Raw genomic sequence first — 21,550 nt, 5'->3', positions numbered from 1 at the left:
TTGGCCCTGACCAGCACCACCCCCGCACCCTCCCCGACCGTCCCCACCCCACACCCGCCGTCCGGCCTCATCGCCCGGCTGGTCACCCACCCCGGCGAACAGTTCGCACACTTGGGCCGCATCGCCGAGCACGTCGCATTCTCCTATGGCCTGCTTTGGGGGCCGCTGACCCTCGCCGCCATCGCCACAGCCCTGTTCGCCCGCGCCCGTTACCGCCGCCGCGTCCACGAACGCTTCACCCGCGAGGCGCGCTTGATCACCGTGATGGCGCCGCCGAAGGTCGACGCCGACGGCGCGCACGCGTTGTGGTCGCACCTGCTCGGCCTGCTGCGCCCGGCCCGCCGCCGCCTACTTGCGGGCCAGCCGCACCTGGGGTTCGAGTACGGCTGGACCCGCGCGGGCCTGAAGATATCGATCTGGGTCCCCGGCGTGGTGCCGCCCGGCATGATCGAGCGCGCCATCGCCTCAGCCTGGCCAGGAGCGGCCACCGACACCCAGCCCGCCGCCGAGGCCCCGCTGCTCCCCGCCAGTGCGACCGCGACCGGTGGCCGTCTGCGGCTTGCCCGCACCGAGCTGCTGCCGATCGAGACCAGCCACCACGACGACCCGCTGCGTCCGCTGCTCGGGGCGTGCGCCGGACTGTCCGGCGCCGAGCACACCGCCGTGCAGATCCTGGCCCGCCCGGTCACCGGCCGCCGCAGCCGCCGCGCGCGCCGCCAGCTGACCGCGCTGCGCACCGGACGCACCGCCAGCCCGATCGCCCGCGTCCTGGACACCGTCACCCCCGGCGCCAACAACGCCTCGCGTCCTGCGGCGCGGATGCCGGGCGTACCAGCCGACCCGACGAAGACCGCCGAGCTGCGCGCCGCCTCAGCGAAGGTCGCCGGCGGGCTCTGGGACGTCCGCGTCCACTACGCCGCCGCCACCACCGGGCAGGGCGAGACCGGCAAGAGCCCACGGCTTCGGGGCCGCGCGCACGCCATCGCCTCGGCGTTCTCCATGTTCGCCGGGTCCAACTGGTTCGCCCGCAAGAAGCTGTCCAGCCCGGTCGCGGTCGTGAACTCCCGGCGCTTCACCGGGCGAGGCAGCCTGCTCGGCGTCGCGGAACTGGCCGCGATCGCGCACCTGCCCACCGACGCCGCGGCCCCCGGCGTCGAGCGTGCCGGAGCCCGCGCCGCCGTCCCGCCGCCCGGAATCCTCACGCCCACCGGACCCGGCGCCGACCCGGCGGTCCCGCCGGTCAAGCCGCTGGGCGTCTCGGAGTCCGCGAACCCGCGCCCGGTCGGGCTCGCCGTGGCCGACGCCCGCCAGCACGTCCACATCCTCGGCGCCACCGGCTCCGGCAAGTCGACCCTGATGACCCACATGATCCTCGACGACGTCCAGGCAGGTCGCGGCGTCGTGGTCATCGACCCCAAGGGCGACCTGATCACCGACATCCTCGCCCGCCTGCCCGAGTCCGCCGTCGGCCGCACGGTCGTGTTCGACCCCGACGACGCTTCCGCACCGCCGAGCCTCAACGTCCTGCAACTGGAGCGTCCCGACGAAGTCGACATGATCGTCGACAACCTGTGCGGCCTGTTCGGCCGGATCTTCTCCTCGTTCTGGGGACCCCGCACCGACGACAACCTGCGCAGCGCGTGCCTGACCCTGCTGCACGCGCCGGAGGCCGCGACCGGCGGCGTGACCCTGGCCGACATCCCGCGGCTGCTCGGCGAGGACGCCTACCGCCGGCGCATGACCGCGACCCTGAAAGACCCGGTCCTGCGCGGGTTCTGGTCCCAGTACGAGCAGCTGTCCGAGGCTCAGCGGGCGAACCATGTCGGGCCGCTGATGAACAAGCTGCGCGCTTTCCTGCTGCGGTCGTTCGTCCGCGACTCGATCGCCGACGGCCCGTCCAGCTTCGACATGGAGAAGGTGCTGGACGGCGGGGTGCTGCTGGTGCGGCTCCCGAAGGGCGTCATCGGCGAGGAGACCGCCAAACTCCTGGGCTCGTTCGTCGTGGCGAAGGTCTGGCAGGCCGCGTCCCGCCGGGCGAAGCTGCCGCAGTCCAAGCGCCTGGATTGCGCACTATATCTAGATGAGTTCCAGAACTTCCTCAATTTGCCGTATCCGATGGAGGACATGCTCGCCGAGGCACGCGGCTACAAGCTCTCGCTCACCCTGGCCCACCAGAACCTCGCCCAGCTACCGAACGACCTGCGCGAGGGCATCTCGGCGAACGCGAGAACGAAGCTGTTCTTCAACTCCTCCCCGGAGGACTCCCGGCTGCTGGAACGGCACACCACCCCGATCCTGCTCGCCCACGACCTGTCCCACCTCGGCGCGTTCCAGGCCGCGGCCCGACTGGTCACCGGCTCCCAGCAGCGGCCCGCCTTCACGCTGCGGACCAAGCCGCTGCCGGAGCCGACCGCGGGCCGAGAGGCCGCGATCCGCCGCTCGGCGCGCGAAGCCTTCGGCCACGCCCCAGGCCAGGTCCGCAAGCCCGGCCAGAACGGGCCGCAGCGGCGCGGCGGCGGCAGGCCCGCCGGCCAAGCCCGCGACCACGGCGACCCGCGCACGAAGGGCCCTGACACCCCGAACCCGCCAGCCGACGGCGAGGACGGCCTGCCCGAGGCCGCCTGACACGCCGCGCGGCCCGGCGGTCCGCACCGCGAACTCCACACCTCGACCGAACCGATGAAGGAGGATGCTGTTGACGCCGCCCAACCCCACGCCGCCGACGCACCCGGACTACCTGCCCGCCGCCGTCATCCGCGAACCCGCGCCGTCGGCGCGGCGCGCCGCGCTGGCCGAACTGGCCGCACGGCTCACCGTCCGCGACCGCTGGCTGCTGCACGCCCTGCGCGAGCACCAGGTCCTCACCGGACCTCAGATCGCCCGCATCGCCTTCGACGGGCCCCGTATCGCCAACCGGCGCCTGAAGATCCTCGCCGAGGAGCTGCGCGTCATCGACCGGTTCCGGCCGCTGCGCGCGATCGGCTCCGCCCCCGAGCACTACGTCCTCGGGCCCTACGGCGCCCAGGTCCTCGCCGCCGAGGCCGGGGTCACCATCAAGGAACTGGGATACCACCGCAACCGCGCCCTGGCCATCGCCCACAGCCCGCGACTGAACCACCAGGTCGGCGTGAACGAGGTCTACTCCCACCTCGCCGCCGCATCCCGGACCGCCGGCGGCAGCCGGACACGGCAGGACGCCGAGAACGACGTCGCCAAGGAGGCGCTGGTCAGCTGGTGGTCGGAGCTGACGTGCTTCCACCTCTACGGGGACCTCGCCCGCCCCGACGCCTTCGGCCGCTGGCAGGCCCCGGGAACCGGCGGCGGGGTGCGGACGGCGGAGTTCTTCCTGGAGTACGACACCGGCACCGAGAACCTGGACCGCCTCCTGGCCAAACTCGACGGCTACGCCCGGCTCGCCGCGGTCACCGCCATCGACACCCCGGTGCTGTTCTGGCTGCAGTCCCCGCTGCGCGAGCGCGCCCTGCACCGCCTGCTCGCCCTGAACCCGCCGGCCGTCCCGGTCGCCACCGCTACGCCGACCGCGTGCGAGGGGACCACACCGGCGGGTCCGGTGTGGGAGCTGGCCGCTCGGCGCACCGCCCGGCGGCTGCACCTGGCCGAACTGGCTGCCTACACCGCCGGGGGCGGGCACCGCGCCGCCGAGCGCGACGCCGACGCGGTGCGCACCGGGCGGCTGTTCGACCCGCCCGCCCCGCTGCCCCCGGACAGCGAACGGCCCGCACAGGGGCGGGAGCGCCGGGATGGCTAAGCTCGGCGCCGCCGCGGCCGGGGCACTGCTGCTGGTCATCATCCTGATAGCCGGAGCCGCCGCCGGCGTCGCGTCGATGTTCGGCCTCGGCTCAGACTCCCCACCCTCGGCCACCGCCGCGGCCGACATCCCCACCGACTACCTCGTGGTCGACATGCAGGCCGCCGCCACCTGCCCGGGATTGAGCTGGACGGCGCTAGCCGGCATCGGCAAAGTCGAGAGCGACTTCGGCCGCGCCAAGGACCAGGTCAGCTCCGCCGGGGCGGTGGGGCCGATGCAGTTCCTCCCGGCCACCTTCGACGAGTACGCCCAGCCCGTCCCGCCCGGCGGTGCCGACCCGCCGACCCCGTGGGACCCGGTCGACGCCATCTATGCCGCCGCGAGAATGCTGTGCGCCAACGGTGCGAAGAACGGCACGGACATCCATGCCGCGATCTACGCCTACAACCACTCCGACGACTACGTGAATAAAGTCCTCGGTTACGCCGCCGGATACTCCACCGCGATCGGCGACACGGGAGCCCCCGTGGCAGGCTCCGACTCGACGGTCGTGCAGAAAGTCCTCGCCTACGCCAACGCCCAACTCGGCGTCCCCTACGAATGGGGCGGCAACGGTCCCGCCCACGGACAGGGATTCGACTGCTCCGGGCTCGTCCAGCAAGCCTACGCCGCCGCCGGAATCACTCTCCCGCGCGTGGCCACCGACCAATACCACGCTGGAAAAATACTCCCGCCCGGAACACCGCTGGAACCCGGCGACCTGCTATTCTTCGGAGACCCGCAATTCGCACACCATGTCGGCATATACATCGGCAATGGTAAAATGATCGACGCGCCCAATCCCACTACGGTGGTGCGGATCGAGGATTACCACTGGCCGGACTACTTCGCCGCGACCCGGCCGACCGCCCGCGGATAGCGCCGTGTAGGTTCTCGTTGATTCTTTCAGTTGAGCGGCCTTGTTTTCGGTAACTTTTCGGTAGCTCTCGTTGTGCTTGTCGCTTTCCCGTCGAGTTGTCGCCCACGTGTCGCCTACGACAGATCGGTGGGATCGGCGCCTCGTCGCTGGGACTGGGTGCTCGTGTGTGCTCCGAACAGTCGTTGCTCTGGAGCGTTGGTGCCGTCATGCTGCCGGTGTGAAGCGACTTGCTGGGGTGGCGGCCGTGACCGTCGTCGTGGTCTGCGTTCTGGTTGCTGGATGTGTCGTGTTCGCCCCAGCCTGGCTCGTCCGGCACGACGTTGGTGTCGGCGGCGCTTCGGCCCTCTCGGCTGGTGATCGGCTCAAGGCTGTGAACGACGTGCGATCCACGCTGCTTCAGGCGTTGGCTGGCGTCGTCGCCCTGGGCGGTGTCGGGCTGGGCGCACTGATGACGCTGCGTCAGATCCGGGTGAATCGAGAAGGGCAGTTCATCGACCTGTTCAACAAGGCCGTCGAACAGTTGGCGAGTGATCAGGTGGGCGTGCGTCACGGGGGTGTGTATGCGATGGAGAGGATCGCAGAGGCGGTTCCGCAATACCGGGGTCACATCGCGGCGCTCCTGGCGTCGTTCGTTCGCCAGCAGGCGCCGTGGCCGCCGATCCGGCCGCTGAAGGAGGTGGACGCCGAGCGGCAGCGTTTTCACGGTGGTCTTCGCGATGACATCGGCGGCGCCATGGGAGCTCTCGGCCGACGAAGCATGATCGGTCCGGGCGACAGCATCGAATTGGAGAAGGTCGATCTGCGCGGCGCGGAGCTCGGCGGAATGGACTTGAGCGACTTCTGCTTCACGGGTGCCAATCTCGACGGTGCCGACCTTGCCGGAAGCGACCTGTCGCGCGCGATCCTTGCCGGGGCAAGCCTGAGGAACGCCGACCTGACCGGCACGAGGCTGGATGGCGTGGATCTCACCAGCGTTGACCTGACCGGAGCCACGGGCATCCCGGCAGATCAGAAGGAGGCCCGGCAGGGTGCGTCACCCGATCCAGTCGCGTCGGCCTGAGGAATCCGACAAGTCATGGGATCCGGCCCTACGACAAGCCGGTGGGAATCGGGACGACGATGCAGGTCAGCTCCATGAGCGGCGACAACTGCGACGGAAGCCCACGTTTTCGCCATGAACCGCCAGTGTCAGGGTGCTGGGCGGGCTGACCTGCGGCGCCTACTTTTCAGTTGACGGCCCCTGTGATGACCGGCGTGTCGGCGCTGGGCGGCGTCGTCGGTGGCGAGGGTGTGTCATGGCCGCGGTGGCGTCAGGCGGGACCGTGGAGGTTCGTTGGCGGCGCGAGGACGGTCGCTTCGACGACGCCGTGTTGGAGCGGTTGCCGCTGGCGGAGGTCGTGGCCGGCCTGCCGGTGCGGGAGTTCCGGTCGTATCGGGGCCGGGTGCACTACTCGGGCTGGTATTTCTCCTCCACGATGGGTCGGCACGTCGTCTATGAGAGCCGTCTGGAGCTGGCCAGGATCATGCTGGCCGACATGGATCCGGACGTGGTCGGGATCGCGGCGCAGCCTTTCTGGATGGCCGGAGCCGATGGGGACCGGGTCCGCCGGCATGTTCCGGATCTGCTGCTGGCCTTCGCGGGCGGCGGGGTCGCCGTGGTGGATGTGAAGGCGGCCTTCCGGCTGTCGGATCCGAAGGTGGCTGCACCGCTACGCCACCGCGATGCGCTTCCCTACCCTGTCGGCCGCCGGACGCTTCCTCGCCATCAAACCCGAGACCCTGTCCACCCAGATCGCCCGCCTCGAACACGACATCGGCCACCGGCTGCTGCACCGCTCGGCCCCGGGACGCCCGCAGACGCCGACCGAGCGCGGCCACGCTCTCCTGGAGGCCATCGAACAACCGAACGTCCGAGCCCTGATGGCCCAGGCCCTGGGCCCGGAGTGGAAACCCGCCCGCCCCAAACGATCCCTGGTCCGGCGCGAGACCGCCGCCCTGATCGAACAGCGCCGGCCCGCACGCCAGGACCCGTGGGCCGGCCTGGGCGTCCGGCGCCCCAAACAGATCGGGCCCGCCACCACCAGGACACTCCAGGCCCTGCTGGAATACCCAGACCAGGAACGCTACGCCGCCGACATCGGCCAACGCGCCGGCCTGGGCCGCGGCACGGTCTATCCCATCCTGGACCGGCTGACCCGGGCCGGATGACTACCGAACGCTGGGAAGACGAGCAATCATGGACCGCCCGCAACAAACCCGGCGTCAAGCACCAATCCCGACGGCACTACTACCGGCTCACCCGCGACGGACGCCACGCCGCACAAATAGCGATCACCGAACGCCGCGAAAGACGCCGAAGAAACTGAAAACTTCAACGAGAACGATCAACTGAAAACTACCCGAGACCACCCCAGCCGCCACAGCTCACCACCGCGTCCACTGAAGACTCCGGCGAGAACCTACACGCCGCCGGGAAGGCCGTCCCGGACGTCGGGCGGGGTGCCCGTCCAGGATCTGTTTCGGGGGCCGCTTCCGCGCCGCCTGACTCGCCTACGGCGAGGCTGGCGCGGGCCCGGCCGCCCTGCACTGGTGCCGGCGAGACCCGCCACCGGGCCGCCGTCAGACGCCACCGGTAGGCCCTGCCCGGCCTAGCCGGGCAAGCAGAACGGCAGGACGCCTCCAGGGCAACTCGGACTTGGTTTGTCAGACCCCTGCGGCGGCGGCCGACGGAGCCCAGTCCTGCGACAGGTCCATCCACAGGTCCAATCAGTGATCCTTCCACTGGTCCTGCTGTGAATGGATCACCCAGTTCCGGCTAAGCCGCAGGTCAGACCTCAAATAGGCACGGCTGAGACGACCAGACTGATCGGTAGAAGTAACTAATCCCGATCCCTGTGCGGCGGTCCCCGCGCTCCCTCATCCCCTCGTTTTCTGCCTCCCTCCTCCTTCCCTCCTCCTTCTCACCTCCTGTTCTCCTCGCCTCTCATCGTCTCTCTATAAACCCCCTTGTTCCTTGCCTCAGACCTTCTTCAACCCCAACCCCTGCCTGCGTCCGACCTCGCCCCTCGACCGGCGATCCCGAACCCGGCTACATCACCGTCAATGCCCGATCGATCGCGCTCGGTAACTTGACTCAAGTGTAACCAAAGCCTTGAAAGCTTCTAATTCGGGCATAGATGGCCAATCAGCGCCACGGGCGGCGGGCGGCGCGGCGGGCGGCGTACCGCCCGCGCGCGGCGCGCGCGAAACGGTGAACCGTAGGCGCGTGCGCCGCACGGCATGCGAAAACTAGGCGCGCGGGGCGCGAACGCCATGGTTCATAGCCGGAAACGGCGCGCCTCGACGCTTTCGGAGGGAACATCGCCAAAGAGTCTTGGAAAGCGTCGAGAAAATGCAAAACAACGACACTTATCAAGGCGCATTTCGACTGGATCTATGGCCGAAAGCCGAGCTATATTAGTGATGTGCCCGGGGGGAAGCCCGAAGCGGGAATAGCGAACCGGTCACAAAAGAAAGTCAGAAACACCGACTCGACTCTTAGCGAATGCCGAGATAGGGTTAGATTATCAGCCCGGGAAACCGGAAAGAAAGTCCCCGGAAGTACTACCGGGAAAACCCAGAAAGACTCTGACCTGGCGCGAGCCTTGTCAAAATCAGGCAAGAAATAGCATCATGCAATACCCGGCTAACGCAATCACGCAAACGAAAGGATTAATGCAATGGCGGAAACGGTATTGGCCGCGTGCGATGAATGCGGCGCGGAACCCGGACAGAAGTGCGGCCCCATGTGTACCGCGCCGTTCGGGCCGGGCGGACCGTATGAATACATGTCGCCGGACGACGAACACCCCGCCGTCACCGCCGCCATCGCCGCGCTACACGCTCACGGCGTCAGCGCCCGGGTCGTCAGCCCTGACGGTCGCGGCTACCTCCTGGAAATCGTCACCGGGACCGACGGGTCGCACATCTGGATCGGCGCGCCCGAGTTCCTCCCGGACATGCGGTGGCCCGAGGAATCGGGGACCGGATGGGTCGCCAATCACCGTGACGCCGAGGACGACTTCATCGACGCCCCGTACTACGCCTGGGACAACCCCGACCCCGAGCCGATGGCCGCCGCCGTCGCCTCCTACATCGCCGCCCTCTGACACGCCCTCACCGACAGAAAGCACCGCGCCACCATGACCACGCCCACCACCGCCGCCACCGCACCGGGCATACCCAACCTCCCCGCGCCCTCGGCCCCGACTCCGCCCATGTGGGCCTCCGCCAACCCCCCGACACCGACACCGCCGCCGCCTCCGTCCGCCGCACCGCCCGTGACCGCGCCGCCCGCCGCCTTGGCGGTGAAGGCCAAGCCCGGGGAGTTGCGCGCCACGGTCGCCGGGATCCTGGCCGCCGACCCCGCCACCGAGTTCTCCGTCACCGACCTGGTCGGCACCCTCGGAAACTCCGGCGGCGCGATCGGCAACGCCTGCGAGACCCTGGTGGCGCGCGGTGAAGCGGAAAAGGTCGGCACCAGCCCCCGCCGCTACAAGGCGAACGCCAATACCTCCGCCGCCGCCGTCAAGCCCGTGATCACCGCGCCCGGTCAAGGAGTCCCGCCCCGCGCGCCCCGCCCCGCCGGCTCGGCGAGCACAACTCCGAGCACGACTCCGACCACACCTGCGAGCACGACTCCGCCCGCCGCCGTACCGCCGCCTCCGGCGGCGCGGACCGCCGGAGGCAAGATCGGGCCGATCCGACGGCCCAACGGCGCGATGTACTACCCCCGCGCCCTGGCACCGGGCGTGTCCGACGTAGAGGCGTTGCGGAAACTGCGGGACGCCGGGATCCCCGCCCTCCTGTACGGACCCCCGGGAACCGGGAAGACCTCGATGGCCGAGGCCGCGTTCGAGGACCTGATCACGGTTGCGGGCGACGGCGACACCACGGTCGGGGACCTGATCGGGGACTGGACCCAGAAGGACGACGGCGGATACGAGTTCAAGTACGGGCCCGTGATCGAGGCCATGCTCGAAGGTCGGGCCCTGCTGATCGACGACGCCACTCTCATCAGCCCCAAGGTGCTGGCAGCCATGTACCCGGCCATGGACGGCCGGAAGCAGATCACCGTGAAGGCGCACAAGGGCGAGATCATCACGGCCGAGGACGGGTTCTACGTGATCGCCGGACACAACCCGGGCGTACACGGGGCCATTCTGACCGACGCCTTGAGCTCGCGTTTCAGCACCCAGATACATGTCGAGACCGACTACGACCTGTGCCGACAGCTCAAGATCGACTCTAAGGCCGTGACCATCGCCCGGAACCTGGCGAAACTCGTCGTCTCCGGCGAGATCGGCTGGGCACCGCAGCTACGGGAACTCATCGCGTTCCAGAAGATCGCCGACACCATCGGGCTGGAGGTCGCCTTCGCCAACCTGATCGGGATCGCCCCGGCCGAGGACCGCGACCAGGTCGCCGAGGTCGTCAACAAGGCGGCGGGCCAGAAGGTCACCGCCCTGGCCCTGGGCAAGCAGATCTAGCTCCGCCCCGCGCGCACCCCTCAGGCCGCCTCCGGCCGAACCCCTCGAACAGCCCCGCTCACCTGGAGTGTCGATCCGCCATGCCCGCGCACCGCCACGTAGACCCCAACCCGCCCGCCGTCACCGACCTCGAAGCCGAGGCCGCGCGGTGGGAGGACGACGGAGGACCCGCCACCCCCCAGCTCGCCGCCGCGCGATGGGACCGGGAGCGAGGATCGTCCGAGCAGATCGACGCCGAATGGCTGCGGATCTCCGCCGAACTGACCGCCCGGTTCCCGATGATCGGCGACCGCGAGGACTGCATCGTCACGGTCGAGACCCCGACCCGCTCCGGTGCCCCGGCCGCCTTCTACCCGACCCTGGCCAAGGTCGAGGTCGACCGGGAGGTGTTCGCCGGACACGCCCCGGCCACGATCCGCCCGGCCCGGTACGGCGACGAGGACCGGTACCCGGCCGCCTGGGGAGCGTTCTGCCACGAAGGCGCGCACGCCGCCCACACCAAGTGGGGCGTCGCGACCACGCCCGACCAGCGGATGACCGCCGCCTACGCCGCCGCCGACATGCTCGAGGAGTGCCGCGCCGAGCACCGCCACCTGGGCCGCCGCCCCGGAGACCTGAAGTACATCCGGTCATGCGCCACCGACCTCGTACTCGAGGGCATGGGCAGCAACATCCCGGACAACGCCTGGTCGGCGGGCTACGCCGCAGGGCTGATCTTGTCCCGCCGCGACGCCGGGATCCTGGAGGACCACGAGGTCGCCGACCTCGAGGCCGAGGTCACGAAGATCCTGGGTGAGGACACCGTGGCCGAGCTGACCGAGATCTGGACCGCCGTACGCGACACCGCCGACGACGACCACGAGGCGATGCTCGAACACGGGCGGGCCTGGTGCCAGGCGGTCGGGCACGACCCCAGCCAGCCCGACCCGAAGGAATCCGAGGACGAGTCGGAGGACGGGCAGCAGCCCTCGATCCCCGGCGGCGCGGCACCGGGCACCGCTTCCGGAGCACCGTCCGGCGCGCCGAACGGGGGCGCGATCAAGGCGGCGATCGGGAAGACCGCCGCGAAGGTCGCCGCCACCGAGTCCGCCCGTCAGCGCGCCGAGCAGGCGGCACAGTTCGCCGCCAACCGCGCCGCCGCCGAGAAGATCCGGGCGAAGAAGGCCAAGGCGTCCCGGGCCCGCCGAGCCGAGGACACGGCCAAGGCGGTGTTCGCCCCGAACGCCGGAACCTTCACCCCCGGCGGCATGTCCGGAGGCGTCGCACCCACCCCGGTGATCGGCACCAGGACGCCCACGACTGCGGAGAAGGCCGCCGCCGGCAAACTCGCCCGAGGACTGCGGAAAGCCGCCTACCGCGAACGAGTCGAGACACGCACCTCCTCGGCCGCGCCGCCCGGACGCCTGAACATGCGCGCCGCCATGAATCGCGACGCCCAGCGCGCCGCCGGGGCGACCCCGACCGCCCTGCCCTGGACCTCCACCTCGCGGCGCGCCACGCCCACCCCGCCGCTGCGCGTGGGGATCGCGGTCGACGTCTCCGGATCGATGAGCCCGCTGGCCGGACCCATCGCCTCGGCCGCCTGGATCCTCACCAAGGCCGCCGCCGCCACCGACCCCGACTCCCGCACCGCCACCGTCGCCTACGACCAATCCCTCACCGCCATCACCCGCCCCGGACGGGCACCGGAGCGCGCCACGATCTTCGACGCCACCGGAGGCGGCCACGCCCTCGGCGACGCGATCGACGCCCTGGACGCCGCCCTCGGACTGTCCCGCCCCGGCGCGGGACGCCTGCTGGTGATCGCCTCCGACGGCTACTACCAGAGCCACGAGCGGGCCGCCGCCGCCTGGCGCATCAAGGCCCTGACCGATGCCGGATGCGCGGTCCTGCAGATCGCCTTCCGAGGCGGATACGGCCCCTTCCCGATCCCCGGCGCGACGTTCCTGGTGCTCGACAGCCCCGCCACCGCCCCGGACACGATCGCCAAGGCCGCCACCGAAGCGATCGCCGCCACCCGCTGACCACCCCGCCGGGGCGGGCACACCGCCCGCCCCGAACCCGAGCAGGAGAAATGCCATGACCGCCACCGCCGAGCCGACCACCGACCGCACCGCCGCCTTGACCGGAGCGCTAACCGAGCAGGGCTGGACCTACACCCGCGAGCCGTACGCCGAGCCCCAGTTCCGCATCCAGGTCCACCCCCTCGACAGCCCCGACGGACGGCTGCACATCGACGCCTCACGGCACCGCGACGACGGCTTCATGATTGCCCGCCTGTCCGCTGAGGCGGTGCGCACCGACCCGGGACGGCGGCCCGGCTGGATGGTCGAACTGCACGAGGTACCGCTGCCGGTCGCGCTCGCCGCCGTGAAGGCTGCCGACCCCGACCACCGCCCGGCCAGCGCCGCCGAGATCGCCGCCGCCTTGACCGCGGACGGCTGGACCCAGCGCGAGGACATCACCGAGCGAGGCCGCCTGCTTGAGCGCGCCTGGGACAGCCCGGACTGCACCAGCAACCTGTCCCACCTGCCCGGCGACAAGTTCGAGTCCGGCTACTGGCTCGTAAGCCGCCCCGGACCCGACGGGAAGAACGCCGAATCGCAGATCAGCCAATACACGCCCGCCGCCGTCATCACCACCCTCGCCCTCACCGACTAACCGCTACGACACCCCACGCAAAGGACCAACACCCATGACCGAGCCCACCCCCGCCGACGTCCCGAACCCGCAAGCACCCACCAGCCTCATCGCCGTCGGCACCCTGAGCAACTGGACCGGTCTGCCGCTGCACCACGCACCCGGCCCGGCCGAGACCGCCCACCTCCTGCACCGCCTGATCATGCTGCGCACCAAGGCCCGCACCCGTGCCTACGACGCCCACGAGCAGCTTTTGGAACACCACCCCGCCGGCTGGATCGAACTCGGAGCCCCCGGACGAGGCGGAACCCGCCAGGCCCGCCGCGCACCGAGCTCCTGGGGCCGCTGCCTGTGCCACGACCACGACGGCACCGCACACCCGAACCCCCGCCTCGAGTCCTCGGCCCGCATTGACTCTGGACAGGAACCAGCCCCCAGCATCCGGCACCTGTTCGTGATCCGCCGCGAAGGACTGATCGTCGCCGCCCGCAACCCGGACCTGCCCGACGCGGAGTTCGACCAGGTCGCATTTGCCGAATGGACAGCGAACCCGAACTTCGACGGGCTCGACGAGGCCGCGGACAAGGCAGCCTCCTACACCGAGGACGACCGAACAGCAAACGTCCTGACCTGGCTCACCGAAGCGATCGGACCCGCCAGCGAGGCCGATTCCTCAACGCTCGGCTTCCTGCTGGTCGGGCTGCACCGCTACCGCGCGGACAACCAGGCCCAGACCCGCGCCCTGGCCACGATGGCCCGCACAGCAGGGGTCCCGGACACCGATCTGCGCGACCACCTGGACAACGTGAGCCACAGCCAGCAGCTCTCCCTGCTCCACAACGCCCGCCAAGCCCTGCAGCACTGATCACCGCCACCGCCCCGCACCGCTCCATACAAGGAGAACCCGCCATGACAGCAACCGCCCACATCAGCGCCCTGACCGAGGCCCTCGCCGCCGAGGGATGGTTCCGGATCGAGCCTCCCATCCGCCCCCGCAAGACGCGCGTGATCTACCCGCCGGACGACAACTACGGCATGCCCTCGCTGACCATCACCGAGCACACCGGGATGACCAACCCCGAAGGAACGCTAGTCCTGGAGATAGAGACCCGCGCCGACGACAAAGTCAACGTCCACCTGTGGGCACCGGGCGGCGGCAACGGCGACCTCGAGCCGGACGCGGCCTGGCTGCTGAGCACCCACGACAACCCGCCGACAGCGACCCTGCTGACCGCCATCCGCGCCGCAGCGCTGACCAATCCCGATCCGGTGGACATCACGCTGGTCATCAAGGAGCAGCGCTGGAAGCGCGCCGAACCGGGCGGCCGGGACATCGCGAACTTCGAGCGGGGCCGCACCGAGTGCCTCACCCACTACCTGAGCCCGACCTGGGACTTCAAGCCCTTCACCTGGGACGCCCACCTGGGCCGGGCCGCCGAGGGCTGGAAGGCCCTGGCCACCCGCGCCACCCCAGAGCACGTCATCGCGACCCTCATCGTCCGCCCCACGGCCTAGCCACACCCCGCCGCCGAACCAGAACAGAGCACTGACCATGAGCACCGTCACCGAACTCGAGACCAGCATCGGCACCACCGCCAACGGCGGACCGCGTATCACCCGGATCTGGCACTGCGGCGAGCACACCGTGCGGGCCCGGGTCGCCCACGACTCCAACCGCGAGCAGAGCTACGCCCTGGCCGAGGTACTCACCCCGGCATATGAGTGGACCAAGCTCTGCGAGACCCCGCCGGAGGACTTCCACTACGGCCACGGCTACCGCCGAAACAAGGTCGCCAAGACCCCCTCCGAGACCGAGTTGCTCGCCCTGGCCGACGACCTGATGAGCCGCGCGGCGATCATCCTGCGCGTCCCCGCCGCCTAGCCCCCACACACCGAAGGACCGGACACCCGTGAACACCACAGACACCACCGCCTCCGACAGCATCCTGACCGCCTGGGCCGCCGCCCTGAATGCGACCGGATGGGCACTGCATGACAAGCAGGCCCCGCCCTAGCTCGCCGGCCTCAAGGAACTGTGCGACCCCGCCGGTCGAGTCCTGGCGCGGGCCTGCGCCTACCCCGACGGCGGCCCCATCGAGGTCACGCTGCTGTCGACCGCCCGTACCGCCAGCGGCGGCTCGACCTGGCACGTCATCGCCGACTGGGTGCCCGCCGAGGTCGTGAACGCCGCCGCCAGCGACGCCGACGAGACCAGCTTCGGCACCGCCGCAGGCGACCTGCTCACCGCAGCCGGGTGGCACCTGCAGCGCTACGAGGCTCTGAGCCCGACGCTCGCCGAGCACCAGTGGGCCAGTGGCGATGACACCCGCTGGGCCTGCTTCACCACGCCGGACACCGACCCGGACGCTGTCGGCAGCGGCGGCTGGACCCTGGCCCGCCCCGGCGACCACGGCAAGCAGCAGCGGATCACCGCCAGCGCCAACACCCCGGCCGCCATCGTTGCCTCCCTGGCCCTGTCCGCCTGAAATCGCCGCACCGACGAAAGCCGATCACCGACCATGACCAGCACCCTTGCCGCCACCAACGAAGACAGCCTGCTCCAGGCCACCGTGGCCTTCCTCGCCGAGCACCTCGGGCACCGGATCAGCACCTACAACCGGCACCGCGACAAGCGCTCCTACTGGACCCACGCCAAGATCGACGCGTGCGCCGACCGGGCGTACGAGCCTTACGAACGGCCCTGGTGGCTCAAGGGCCCGGACACCGACGCGTACGGCCCGTCGAAGTCCATCAGCGCGGTGTTCGCCGAGGCCGACGAGCTGACCTGTACCGACTGCCATGTCAGCAGGAACTGGGTTCACGCTCACGCCGCCGCCCTGACCGAACTCAAGACCATCGCAGCGCCCTACCTGACGGGGCGCCCGATGCCCGGCCTGGGAGGCGCGCGGTGGGAGCGCGACGCCTTCCGCATGGCCCACCTGATCGCCACCCTGACCGGCGCATAAGCGCCGCACCGCCAGAGAGGAACCCGCCGACCATGACCGCCACGCCTCCGCCGGAACCACCTGCCGCCAACCTCGGGCGGACACCCGCGGACCTGCTCGCGTTCATCGACTTCGCCTTCCGCGCCGGCCTGCTGACCCAGCCGAGCGCCGTCTCCTACCGCCTGGGCGCGCGCCGCATCCTGTCGGCCCTGCCCGCGCACGCCACCGCCGACCTGACCACCCTCAACCCCGAGCACGCGATCGCCGTATTCGCCGCCGCCGAAGGCGAGGCGATCACGAAGGCGACCTGCGCCCAGTACGCCGGGGGGTTCCGCAAAGCCCTGATCCTGTTCCGCGACTACACCGCCGACCCCGGGCACTGGCAGGCCAAAGCCGAGCAGGGCACCGGAGCACCCGGCTGGAGCACCGCCGACGACGGCGGCCAGGAGCTGACGATCCCGCTGCCCCGGCAGCGCACCATGCGCCTGCACCTCCCGGCCGACGTCACCGCCAACGACACCCGCCTGGCCAAACGGCTGATCTCCAGCTACCTCAACGAACTCCCGGCCGCGCCCGACGGGCAGGGCTGACATGGACCTGCTGCGTACCACCGACGCGATCCCGGCCCCCGGAACCTGCTTCCAGATCGACACCGTCCACACCAGCACCGACACGGCGCCCTGGTTCACCGGATACCGGCAGTACCACCCGGAGGCGGGCACGCCGGACACCCGCACGGCGCTGCGCCTGCACCTGACCTCCGAGCCGGATGGGCGCATCAGTGTCCTGCTGACCGCCGACGACCGGCACGTCTACGGGCTGCGTCACCAGCTCGCGGCCTGGACCGCGCTCCCGGCGAACGCCTGGACCGCCGCCGTCGCCCCGACGGTCGCCGCCCACCCCTGGGCCGCCCACACCCACCGCTGGACCGAGCGCAAGAACGGCGGCAACAGGACCCTGCGCGCCGCCCTGGCCTACATCCTCACCCACTGACCACACCATCGAAACCGAAGACCCCCGCGATGACCGACACCGCGACCACCGCGCCGACGCCGCCCGGCCGCTTCGACTTCACCAAGGCCCGAGCCACCTGCCAGGACGTTCTGGACGCCCTGTCCAGCCAGGGCTTGACCACGCGCATCGACAACCTGTCCGGAGGCTGCGCCGGGATCCGCATCATGCTTCCCGATGGCACCGCGATCCTGATCAGCGACCTGGACGGAAGCCTCCCGACCGACGGGCAAACGGCGTGCGGCTGGATCGCCGAGCACACCGCCTGGCAGGACGGGCCGACCGGATACCCCGGCGAACCGGTCACCAACATCTACACCTCCACCGCCCTCGGCGACGAGACCGCCGCCATGCTCACCGCCGTCACCGCCTACGCCCGCGCCCGCGCCCGCTGAACCGACCACTGCAAAGAAGGAACTCGACATGACCACCGACCACTCTGACTTCCTCAGTGCTTTGACCTTCGCGCTCACCGAGCGCGGCTGGGCCCCGGAGAACGTCGTCGATATCAAAGTCAACCTGCTCGCCGGCAGTTCGGGACCGCGCTTCGCCGACTTCGCGAGCCCCGAGGACGATCTGCGGATCGCCACCCGCTCCCACCTCGGCGAGATCAGCGCCGATCTGTTCTGCGCGGGGACCGTCTATCTGACCGCCGCAGGCGGCGTCACCGCCGCCCTGGCCGCCATCGACGCCGCCCACGCCTGGCTGCGGTCCGCCGAGGCCGACGAACTCGACGAGTCCACCGTGCAGGAGCTGCTGGAAGCGGCCGGGTGGACCTGGAGCCTGGACACAGCCTGCCGGCACGGCGAGGAGCGCACCTTCTACAGCCCCGACGGCAGGCGCCGGATACGCAACAGCCTGGAGTTCTTCCCCGAGACGAGCTGGATCCTCGCGCAAGCCCCCGACTTCGCCGACAGCACCTTGTGGACCGGCGAGGACGAATCCGAGACCCCGGCAGCGGTCATCGTCGCCGTCGCCCTGGCCGCAGACAACACGCAGGACCGCGCATGACGCCCGTGGACTGGTCCGCCGCGATCGACCGCCCGCACGTCCGCGCCGAGCAGCACTACGCCGCCTTCCCCTACACCCCGCCGACCGTCCCGCCCACGGTGTACTTCGATCCCGAGGACCGGCGGATGCTGTCGCCGGACGGCGACACGCTCCTGGTGGCGTTCCTGGACGTGCACTGCGTCTGGAGCCCGGCCCACACGATCGGCAAGGCGACCCTCGACCGCCCCAACAAGGTGACCGTCGGGTCGGTGGTTCCGCCCGGCTGGAACGCCGCGGACGCCCTGGGCAAGCTCGATCCCGGCCACGAGGCCGTCTTCGACGAGCTGCGTGCGATCGCCGCCGACCACCACGCGATCGCCGCCGCCGTCGCCTACCCGGCCAGCCTCAACCTGCACCGCCTGCCCGTGTCCGGCGGCGCGGTCCTGGGCGCGGGCGACCCGGACGCCACCGACCGCCCCGGCGTGGCGACCGTGGCCTGCTTCGGCGGACCGACCCGCCAGCTGCCCGCCCTGGCGGTGTCGCTGAACAGCGGCGGCGTCACCACCCGCGTGCCGCTCGCGCCCGAGGCATACGGCCCGCACGGACCCTGGCTGCGGTCCCTGCTGCCCTGACCAAGCACCCCGGCGCGCCTGGCAGGGCCGCCGGAAGGCCGAATTGCGCCCACTATCTCAACCCTTTGTCAAGAGAGGTAACTATGACTTCCGCCGACGAGCCGGGAAGGCCCGAGGACGCCGCGCAGGCGGCGCGGCCCCTGCTGACCTACAAGAACATGCCGGTGCCCTACACCACGGGCTGGTCCTCGGAGGAGGTGACGCTGACCGGGAGCCCGGACATGATGCTGCGCCACCCTCCCGGCGGCGGCGCGCCGTACGTCGCCTACCGCGACGAGATCCCCGGCGCGGAGATCCGGCCGCACGGGGTGCTGTGGGGCCGGATGCCGGACACCCCCGGGGTCGGCGAGCCGCGCTTCCTCGGGCAGAACATCAACCGGCAGAAGGCCGTGATGGAGCGCGCCGGTTGCTCGGTGTGCGGCGGCGACGGCGAGGTCTGGCTGGTCCCGGCGATGGTTTGGGAGGAGTACCTCGCCGAAGACGGCCCCGGAGCCCCTTACGAGACCTCGGATCCTCCGGTATGCCGGGCGTGCATCCCGCTGGCCACCGGGACGTGCCCGAACCTGCGGCAGCACGGCTTCCTGTTCCTCGAGGTCCGCAAGTGGTCGATCTCCGGGGTCCGCGGCTACGTCGCCGACCCGATCACCTTGAAGTTCCCCGAGCACGACAACGACGTGCCGCTGCACGGCGCGGTCGGCTACGACGCGGCCCGGCTGCGCCTGACGTTGGCCAAGGGCTTGCTGGTGACGCTGCGCGGGATCACCGCCCACACCGACCCCGACCGGGTGCGGGGCCTGGGCCGCCGTCGCGGCGACGAGCAGCGGTCCGCCTCGGGCCGGGCCCGCGCCGACAGGATCCCTGGCCCGCGCCGAGGCGACTGACTCGGCCTCGACCCCGAGCACATTCTCCCGGCATCCGCCGACACCACTGACAGTCGACCTCCCGAGACGAGAGAACGATGACCACTGACACCGCCTGGCCTGATCCGGCGCCCGGAGCCCCTGACCCGGCCGCCCTGATCGCGGAGCTGACCGACGCCGGATGGGAGTGCCGGGGCTTCGACTGGACCAGCGGCACGAAGGCCGAGTACCTGGATAGCCCCAGCGGAACCCTGGCTCTGGAGGTTGAGACCGGTAGCGGCGGCGGCGCCCGCACCTCTCCCGGCGTCACCACGCTCGGATTCCCCACCACGAGGACTTCCCGTGATACCTGATCGAACCAGCAGCCGGCGGTCACACCGTCATTTCATCGAGCCGCACATCGAGGCCGGAACCCTCGTCCCATCCGATCGCCGACCACATCTGCGACGCCACGCTCTACACGATGCCAACCGTCTGCCAGTCGGTCGGCTCGCCGCTCAGCGTCAGCTCGATCTCGACGTTGACGCCGTCCAACCGCTCGCCCTGGGCCTTGGCATCGTCGCTGCCCAGGCACAGCGCAAGCACGTCGCGGCGGGTGTTGACCTCGACAAGAATCGGGACACCGCGGCTGGACCCCAGGTCGAGGCTGACCCAGCCGACGCCCTAATGCCGGTCGCCGGCCTCCTCGATCGAGCGGTCCCGCGCCATCACGGCGGACGTCAAATCGTCGCAGAGATGATGGGCAACGGGATTCGCAGCACGTCCGAACATCCGGATGCGGTAAGCCATGTTCCCTCCAAGTACAGGCGGTGCCGTTGGTCACTCGAACCAGTTGAACGGCTCTTGACGGTTCACCGGAAACATCGCAGCCAGCCTCGGTACCTTCAGCGCCGATGCCGATTCGTCACGTGCATCCCACCGCTCACCGTCCAAGGCGCGGCGGAAGGACTGACCTTCCAGCCGGGCTTCAACGGTATCGAGGAAGATTTCGTGGTCTTCGTCGTCGCTGCCGGTTGCCTGGCTGAAGGCATAGCCAGCGACGTAGTCCAGCGACTCCCACTCCGGCCACTCCTCGTCACCGTCCCACTCGCGCATGTGACGTCCCGCAAGACGCTGAACCTCCGGGAGATCAGCCAGCGAGTCGGGATCAGCGATCGCACCTTCGAACGCGACGCGGCCTCGACCGATCAACCACAGCCGGAAGTACTCGAACCCGTCGTCGGAGATCCAACCGTCAAAGATCCGCTGCCCAGCTCCGACCAGATTCCACGAGTAGGCGCGGTCACACGTCAAGTCGAGGTGGACCTGGAAGGCCACGATCTCGTCGGGTGTGAGCGCGGCGAGGCGTTCCTGAAGGAACTCCTGCCGCGCGACGCGACCCGGCGCCTCCACAAGGCTATCGGCTATGAGCTGCCAGAACGCGTCGGTGTCCATGGCCGAACACTATTGCAGCCAGTACCGACGTTCGGGCACCAAGGACCACCTTGCAGCCCAGCCTGGGCCGTAGTCCGGAGAATCTTCGACTGGTGGGTGGTCGGCATGTGCCTGCTCGGGTACCGCGTGCAGGTGGTGTCGGTGTCCGCGGCGCACGTCGGCGACGAGGACGGAAACCCGGCCTCGAACCAGCTCAGGGATCGCGTCTACCGTCTTCACCAGGAACGATGTTCCCCAGCCCGACCTGGCGCCGCGCCCGGCCTCCTGGTGCCCGCGATGCAAAACCACCGTGCAAGGGGTCCACCGGTGGCGCCGCGCCGCCGCCGCTCGCCCGTACCCGGTGGGACGGCACGGCCAGTCCTACGACTACCACTGCCCGCACCAGTGCGGCTCGGTCGTGCGCCCGCACGTCAGGCCGGCGGCCGAGTCCTTCGACCTGACCGACCTCGGCACCAGGCTCGCCGACAAGGACGGCCCCCGAAGGACCTCGACGACCGCCCGGCTCGAGGCCGCGCTGCGCTACCTGACGTCGGACGCGACCCGCCGCCACGGCCCGAGGTCCCTGCGCCCGCACGGCGCGCGACGTCTGGCGGTCATGGAGTACCGGAACAACTGCTCGGCCGCCTCGGGGTGGGAGCCGATCACGACCGTGGCGGCCGGGGGCTACCACCACGCGCTCGTGGCCGCCCCCGACGGCTAGTGAGCTGAGTTGGAGATTCGGGTGCAGTAGTGGCCGATGGCGTCGATGATCTGCTCGGCGTTTCGGGTCCATCTGAATGGCTTGGCGTTGGTGTTCCACAGCATGATCCATTCCTCCAGGGC

General features: G+C 70.3%; 25 protein-coding genes and 1 pseudogene. 23 read left to right on the top strand and 3 right to left on the bottom strand.

Annotated features, from left to right (window positions below; genetic code table 11):
* The 22 genes and pseudogenes from ABD481_RS22750 to ABD481_RS22645 all read left to right on the top strand — a co-directional run bounded on the left by ABD481_RS22750 (window position 1) and on the right by ABD481_RS22645 (window position 19,647).
* A complete protein-coding gene (locus ABD481_RS22750) occupies window positions 1-2,625 on the top strand; it encodes a type IV secretion system DNA-binding domain-containing protein (protein WP_344667754.1) in 2,625 nt (874 codons plus the stop codon).
* A gap of 70 nt (window positions 2,626-2,695) precedes the next feature.
* On the top strand, window positions 2,696-3,769 hold the full coding sequence (locus ABD481_RS22745) for a replication-relaxation family protein (RefSeq protein WP_344667753.1): 1,074 nt from the start codon (window positions 2,696-2,698) through the stop codon (window positions 3,767-3,769).
* Window positions 3,762-4,688 carry a C40 family peptidase gene (locus ABD481_RS22740; RefSeq protein ID WP_344667752.1) on the top strand — a complete coding sequence of 309 codons (927 nt, stop codon included), beginning with the start codon at window positions 3,762-3,764 and terminating at the stop codon, window positions 4,686-4,688. The genes ABD481_RS22745 and ABD481_RS22740 overlap by 8 nt, the downstream gene beginning before the upstream one ends.
* A gap of 244 nt (window positions 4,689-4,932) precedes the next feature.
* Complete coding sequence (locus ABD481_RS22735) at window positions 4,933-5,748, top strand: pentapeptide repeat-containing protein (protein ID WP_344667751.1); 816 nt, start codon at window positions 4,933-4,935, stop codon at window positions 5,746-5,748.
* A 235-nt stretch (window positions 5,749-5,983) separates the two neighbouring features.
* Window positions 5,984-6,394, top strand: a pseudogene (locus tag ABD481_RS22730) (TnsA-like heteromeric transposase endonuclease subunit); the annotation flags it as partial.
* A 16-nt stretch (window positions 6,395-6,410) separates the two neighbouring features.
* Window positions 6,411-6,896, top strand: a complete 486-nt coding sequence (locus ABD481_RS22725; RefSeq protein WP_344667750.1) for a LysR family transcriptional regulator — start codon at window positions 6,411-6,413, stop codon at window positions 6,894-6,896.
* Window positions 6,897-8,515: 1,619 nt separating this feature from the next.
* Complete coding sequence (locus ABD481_RS22720) at window positions 8,516-8,836, top strand: hypothetical protein (RefSeq protein WP_344667749.1); 321 nt, start codon at window positions 8,516-8,518, stop codon at window positions 8,834-8,836.
* A 108-nt stretch (window positions 8,837-8,944) separates the two neighbouring features.
* Window positions 8,945-10,216 (top strand): AAA family ATPase, encoded by a 1,272-nt coding sequence (locus ABD481_RS22715; RefSeq protein ID WP_425559253.1) that lies wholly within the window; start codon window positions 8,945-8,947, stop codon window positions 10,214-10,216.
* A gap of 80 nt (window positions 10,217-10,296) precedes the next feature.
* Window positions 10,297-12,240 (top strand): VWA domain-containing protein, encoded by a 1,944-nt coding sequence (locus ABD481_RS22710; protein WP_344667747.1) that lies wholly within the window; start codon window positions 10,297-10,299, stop codon window positions 12,238-12,240.
* Window positions 12,241-12,295: 55 nt separating this feature from the next.
* On the top strand, window positions 12,296-12,877 hold the full coding sequence (locus tag ABD481_RS22705) for a hypothetical protein (RefSeq protein ID WP_344667746.1): 582 nt from the start codon (window positions 12,296-12,298) through the stop codon (window positions 12,875-12,877).
* 34 nt (window positions 12,878-12,911) lie between these two features.
* Window positions 12,912-13,721 carry a hypothetical protein gene (locus tag ABD481_RS22700; protein ID WP_344667745.1) on the top strand — a complete coding sequence of 270 codons (810 nt, stop codon included), beginning with the start codon at window positions 12,912-12,914 and terminating at the stop codon, window positions 13,719-13,721.
* 44 nt (window positions 13,722-13,765) lie between these two features.
* A complete protein-coding gene (locus ABD481_RS22695; RefSeq protein ID WP_344667744.1) occupies window positions 13,766-14,371 on the top strand; it encodes a hypothetical protein in 606 nt (201 codons plus the stop codon).
* A 37-nt stretch (window positions 14,372-14,408) separates the two neighbouring features.
* Window positions 14,409-14,738 carry a hypothetical protein gene (locus ABD481_RS22690; RefSeq protein ID WP_344667743.1) on the top strand — a complete coding sequence of 110 codons (330 nt, stop codon included), beginning with the start codon at window positions 14,409-14,411 and terminating at the stop codon, window positions 14,736-14,738.
* 283 nt (window positions 14,739-15,021) lie between these two features.
* Complete coding sequence (locus ABD481_RS22685; protein WP_344667742.1) at window positions 15,022-15,342, top strand: hypothetical protein; 321 nt, start codon at window positions 15,022-15,024, stop codon at window positions 15,340-15,342.
* 33 nt (window positions 15,343-15,375) lie between these two features.
* Window positions 15,376-15,822 carry a hypothetical protein gene (locus ABD481_RS22680; RefSeq protein ID WP_344667741.1) on the top strand — a complete coding sequence of 149 codons (447 nt, stop codon included), beginning with the start codon at window positions 15,376-15,378 and terminating at the stop codon, window positions 15,820-15,822.
* Window positions 15,823-15,854: 32 nt separating this feature from the next.
* Window positions 15,855-16,391, top strand: coding sequence for a hypothetical protein (locus ABD481_RS22675; protein ID WP_344667740.1), 537 nt, complete (start codon window positions 15,855-15,857; stop codon window positions 16,389-16,391).
* A 1-nt stretch (window position 16,392) separates the two neighbouring features.
* The gene (locus tag ABD481_RS22670) at window positions 16,393-16,794 is read left to right on the top strand and encodes a hypothetical protein (protein ID WP_344667739.1); all 402 of its coding nucleotides are present in this window, start codon (window positions 16,393-16,395) and stop codon (window positions 16,792-16,794) included.
* Between the two features lie 29 nt (window positions 16,795-16,823).
* Entirely contained in the window at window positions 16,824-17,207 is a 384-nt protein-coding gene (locus ABD481_RS22665) for a hypothetical protein (protein WP_344667738.1), read from the top strand.
* A 28-nt stretch (window positions 17,208-17,235) separates the two neighbouring features.
* Complete coding sequence (locus ABD481_RS22660) at window positions 17,236-17,823, top strand: hypothetical protein (RefSeq protein ID WP_344667737.1); 588 nt, start codon at window positions 17,236-17,238, stop codon at window positions 17,821-17,823.
* A complete protein-coding gene (locus ABD481_RS22655; protein WP_344667736.1) occupies window positions 17,820-18,434 on the top strand; it encodes a hypothetical protein in 615 nt (204 codons plus the stop codon). The genes ABD481_RS22660 and ABD481_RS22655 overlap by 4 nt, the downstream gene beginning before the upstream one ends.
* A gap of 83 nt (window positions 18,435-18,517) precedes the next feature.
* Window positions 18,518-19,315 (top strand): hypothetical protein, encoded by a 798-nt coding sequence (locus ABD481_RS22650; protein WP_344667735.1) that lies wholly within the window; start codon window positions 18,518-18,520, stop codon window positions 19,313-19,315.
* A 77-nt stretch (window positions 19,316-19,392) separates the two neighbouring features.
* The gene (locus tag ABD481_RS22645; protein ID WP_344667734.1) at window positions 19,393-19,647 is read left to right on the top strand and encodes a hypothetical protein; all 255 of its coding nucleotides are present in this window, start codon (window positions 19,393-19,395) and stop codon (window positions 19,645-19,647) included.
* 103 nt (window positions 19,648-19,750) lie between these two features.
* Here ABD481_RS22645 and ABD481_RS22640 read toward each other — a convergent pair whose 3' ends face one another.
* The 3 genes from ABD481_RS22640 to ABD481_RS22630 all read right to left on the bottom strand — a co-directional run bounded on the left by ABD481_RS22640 (window position 19,751) and on the right by ABD481_RS22630 (window position 20,728).
* The gene (locus tag ABD481_RS22640; RefSeq protein WP_344667733.1) at window positions 19,751-19,879 is read right to left on the bottom strand and encodes a hypothetical protein; all 129 of its coding nucleotides are present in this window, start codon (window positions 19,877-19,879) and stop codon (window positions 19,751-19,753) included.
* A gap of 78 nt (window positions 19,880-19,957) precedes the next feature.
* Complete coding sequence (locus tag ABD481_RS22635; RefSeq protein ID WP_344667732.1) at window positions 19,958-20,083, bottom strand: hypothetical protein; 126 nt, start codon at window positions 20,081-20,083, stop codon at window positions 19,958-19,960.
* Window positions 20,084-20,113: 30 nt separating this feature from the next.
* Entirely contained in the window at window positions 20,114-20,728 is a 615-nt protein-coding gene (locus ABD481_RS22630; RefSeq protein WP_344667731.1) for a DUF4240 domain-containing protein, read from the bottom strand.
* 289 nt (window positions 20,729-21,017) lie between these two features.
* Here ABD481_RS22630 and ABD481_RS22625 point away from each other — a divergent pair, with 289 nt between their 5' ends.
* Window positions 21,018-21,428, top strand: a complete 411-nt coding sequence (locus tag ABD481_RS22625) for a hypothetical protein (protein WP_344667730.1) — start codon at window positions 21,018-21,020, stop codon at window positions 21,426-21,428.
* Window positions 21,429-21,550 lie beyond the last annotated feature (122 nt).

Origin of the sequence: Catenulispora yoronensis, from assembly GCF_039531695.1 — a bacterium.
Lineage (GTDB): Bacteria > Actinomycetota > Actinomycetes > Streptomycetales > Catenulisporaceae > Catenulispora > Catenulispora yoronensis.
This window is presented reverse-complemented; position numbering and strand designations above follow the sequence as displayed.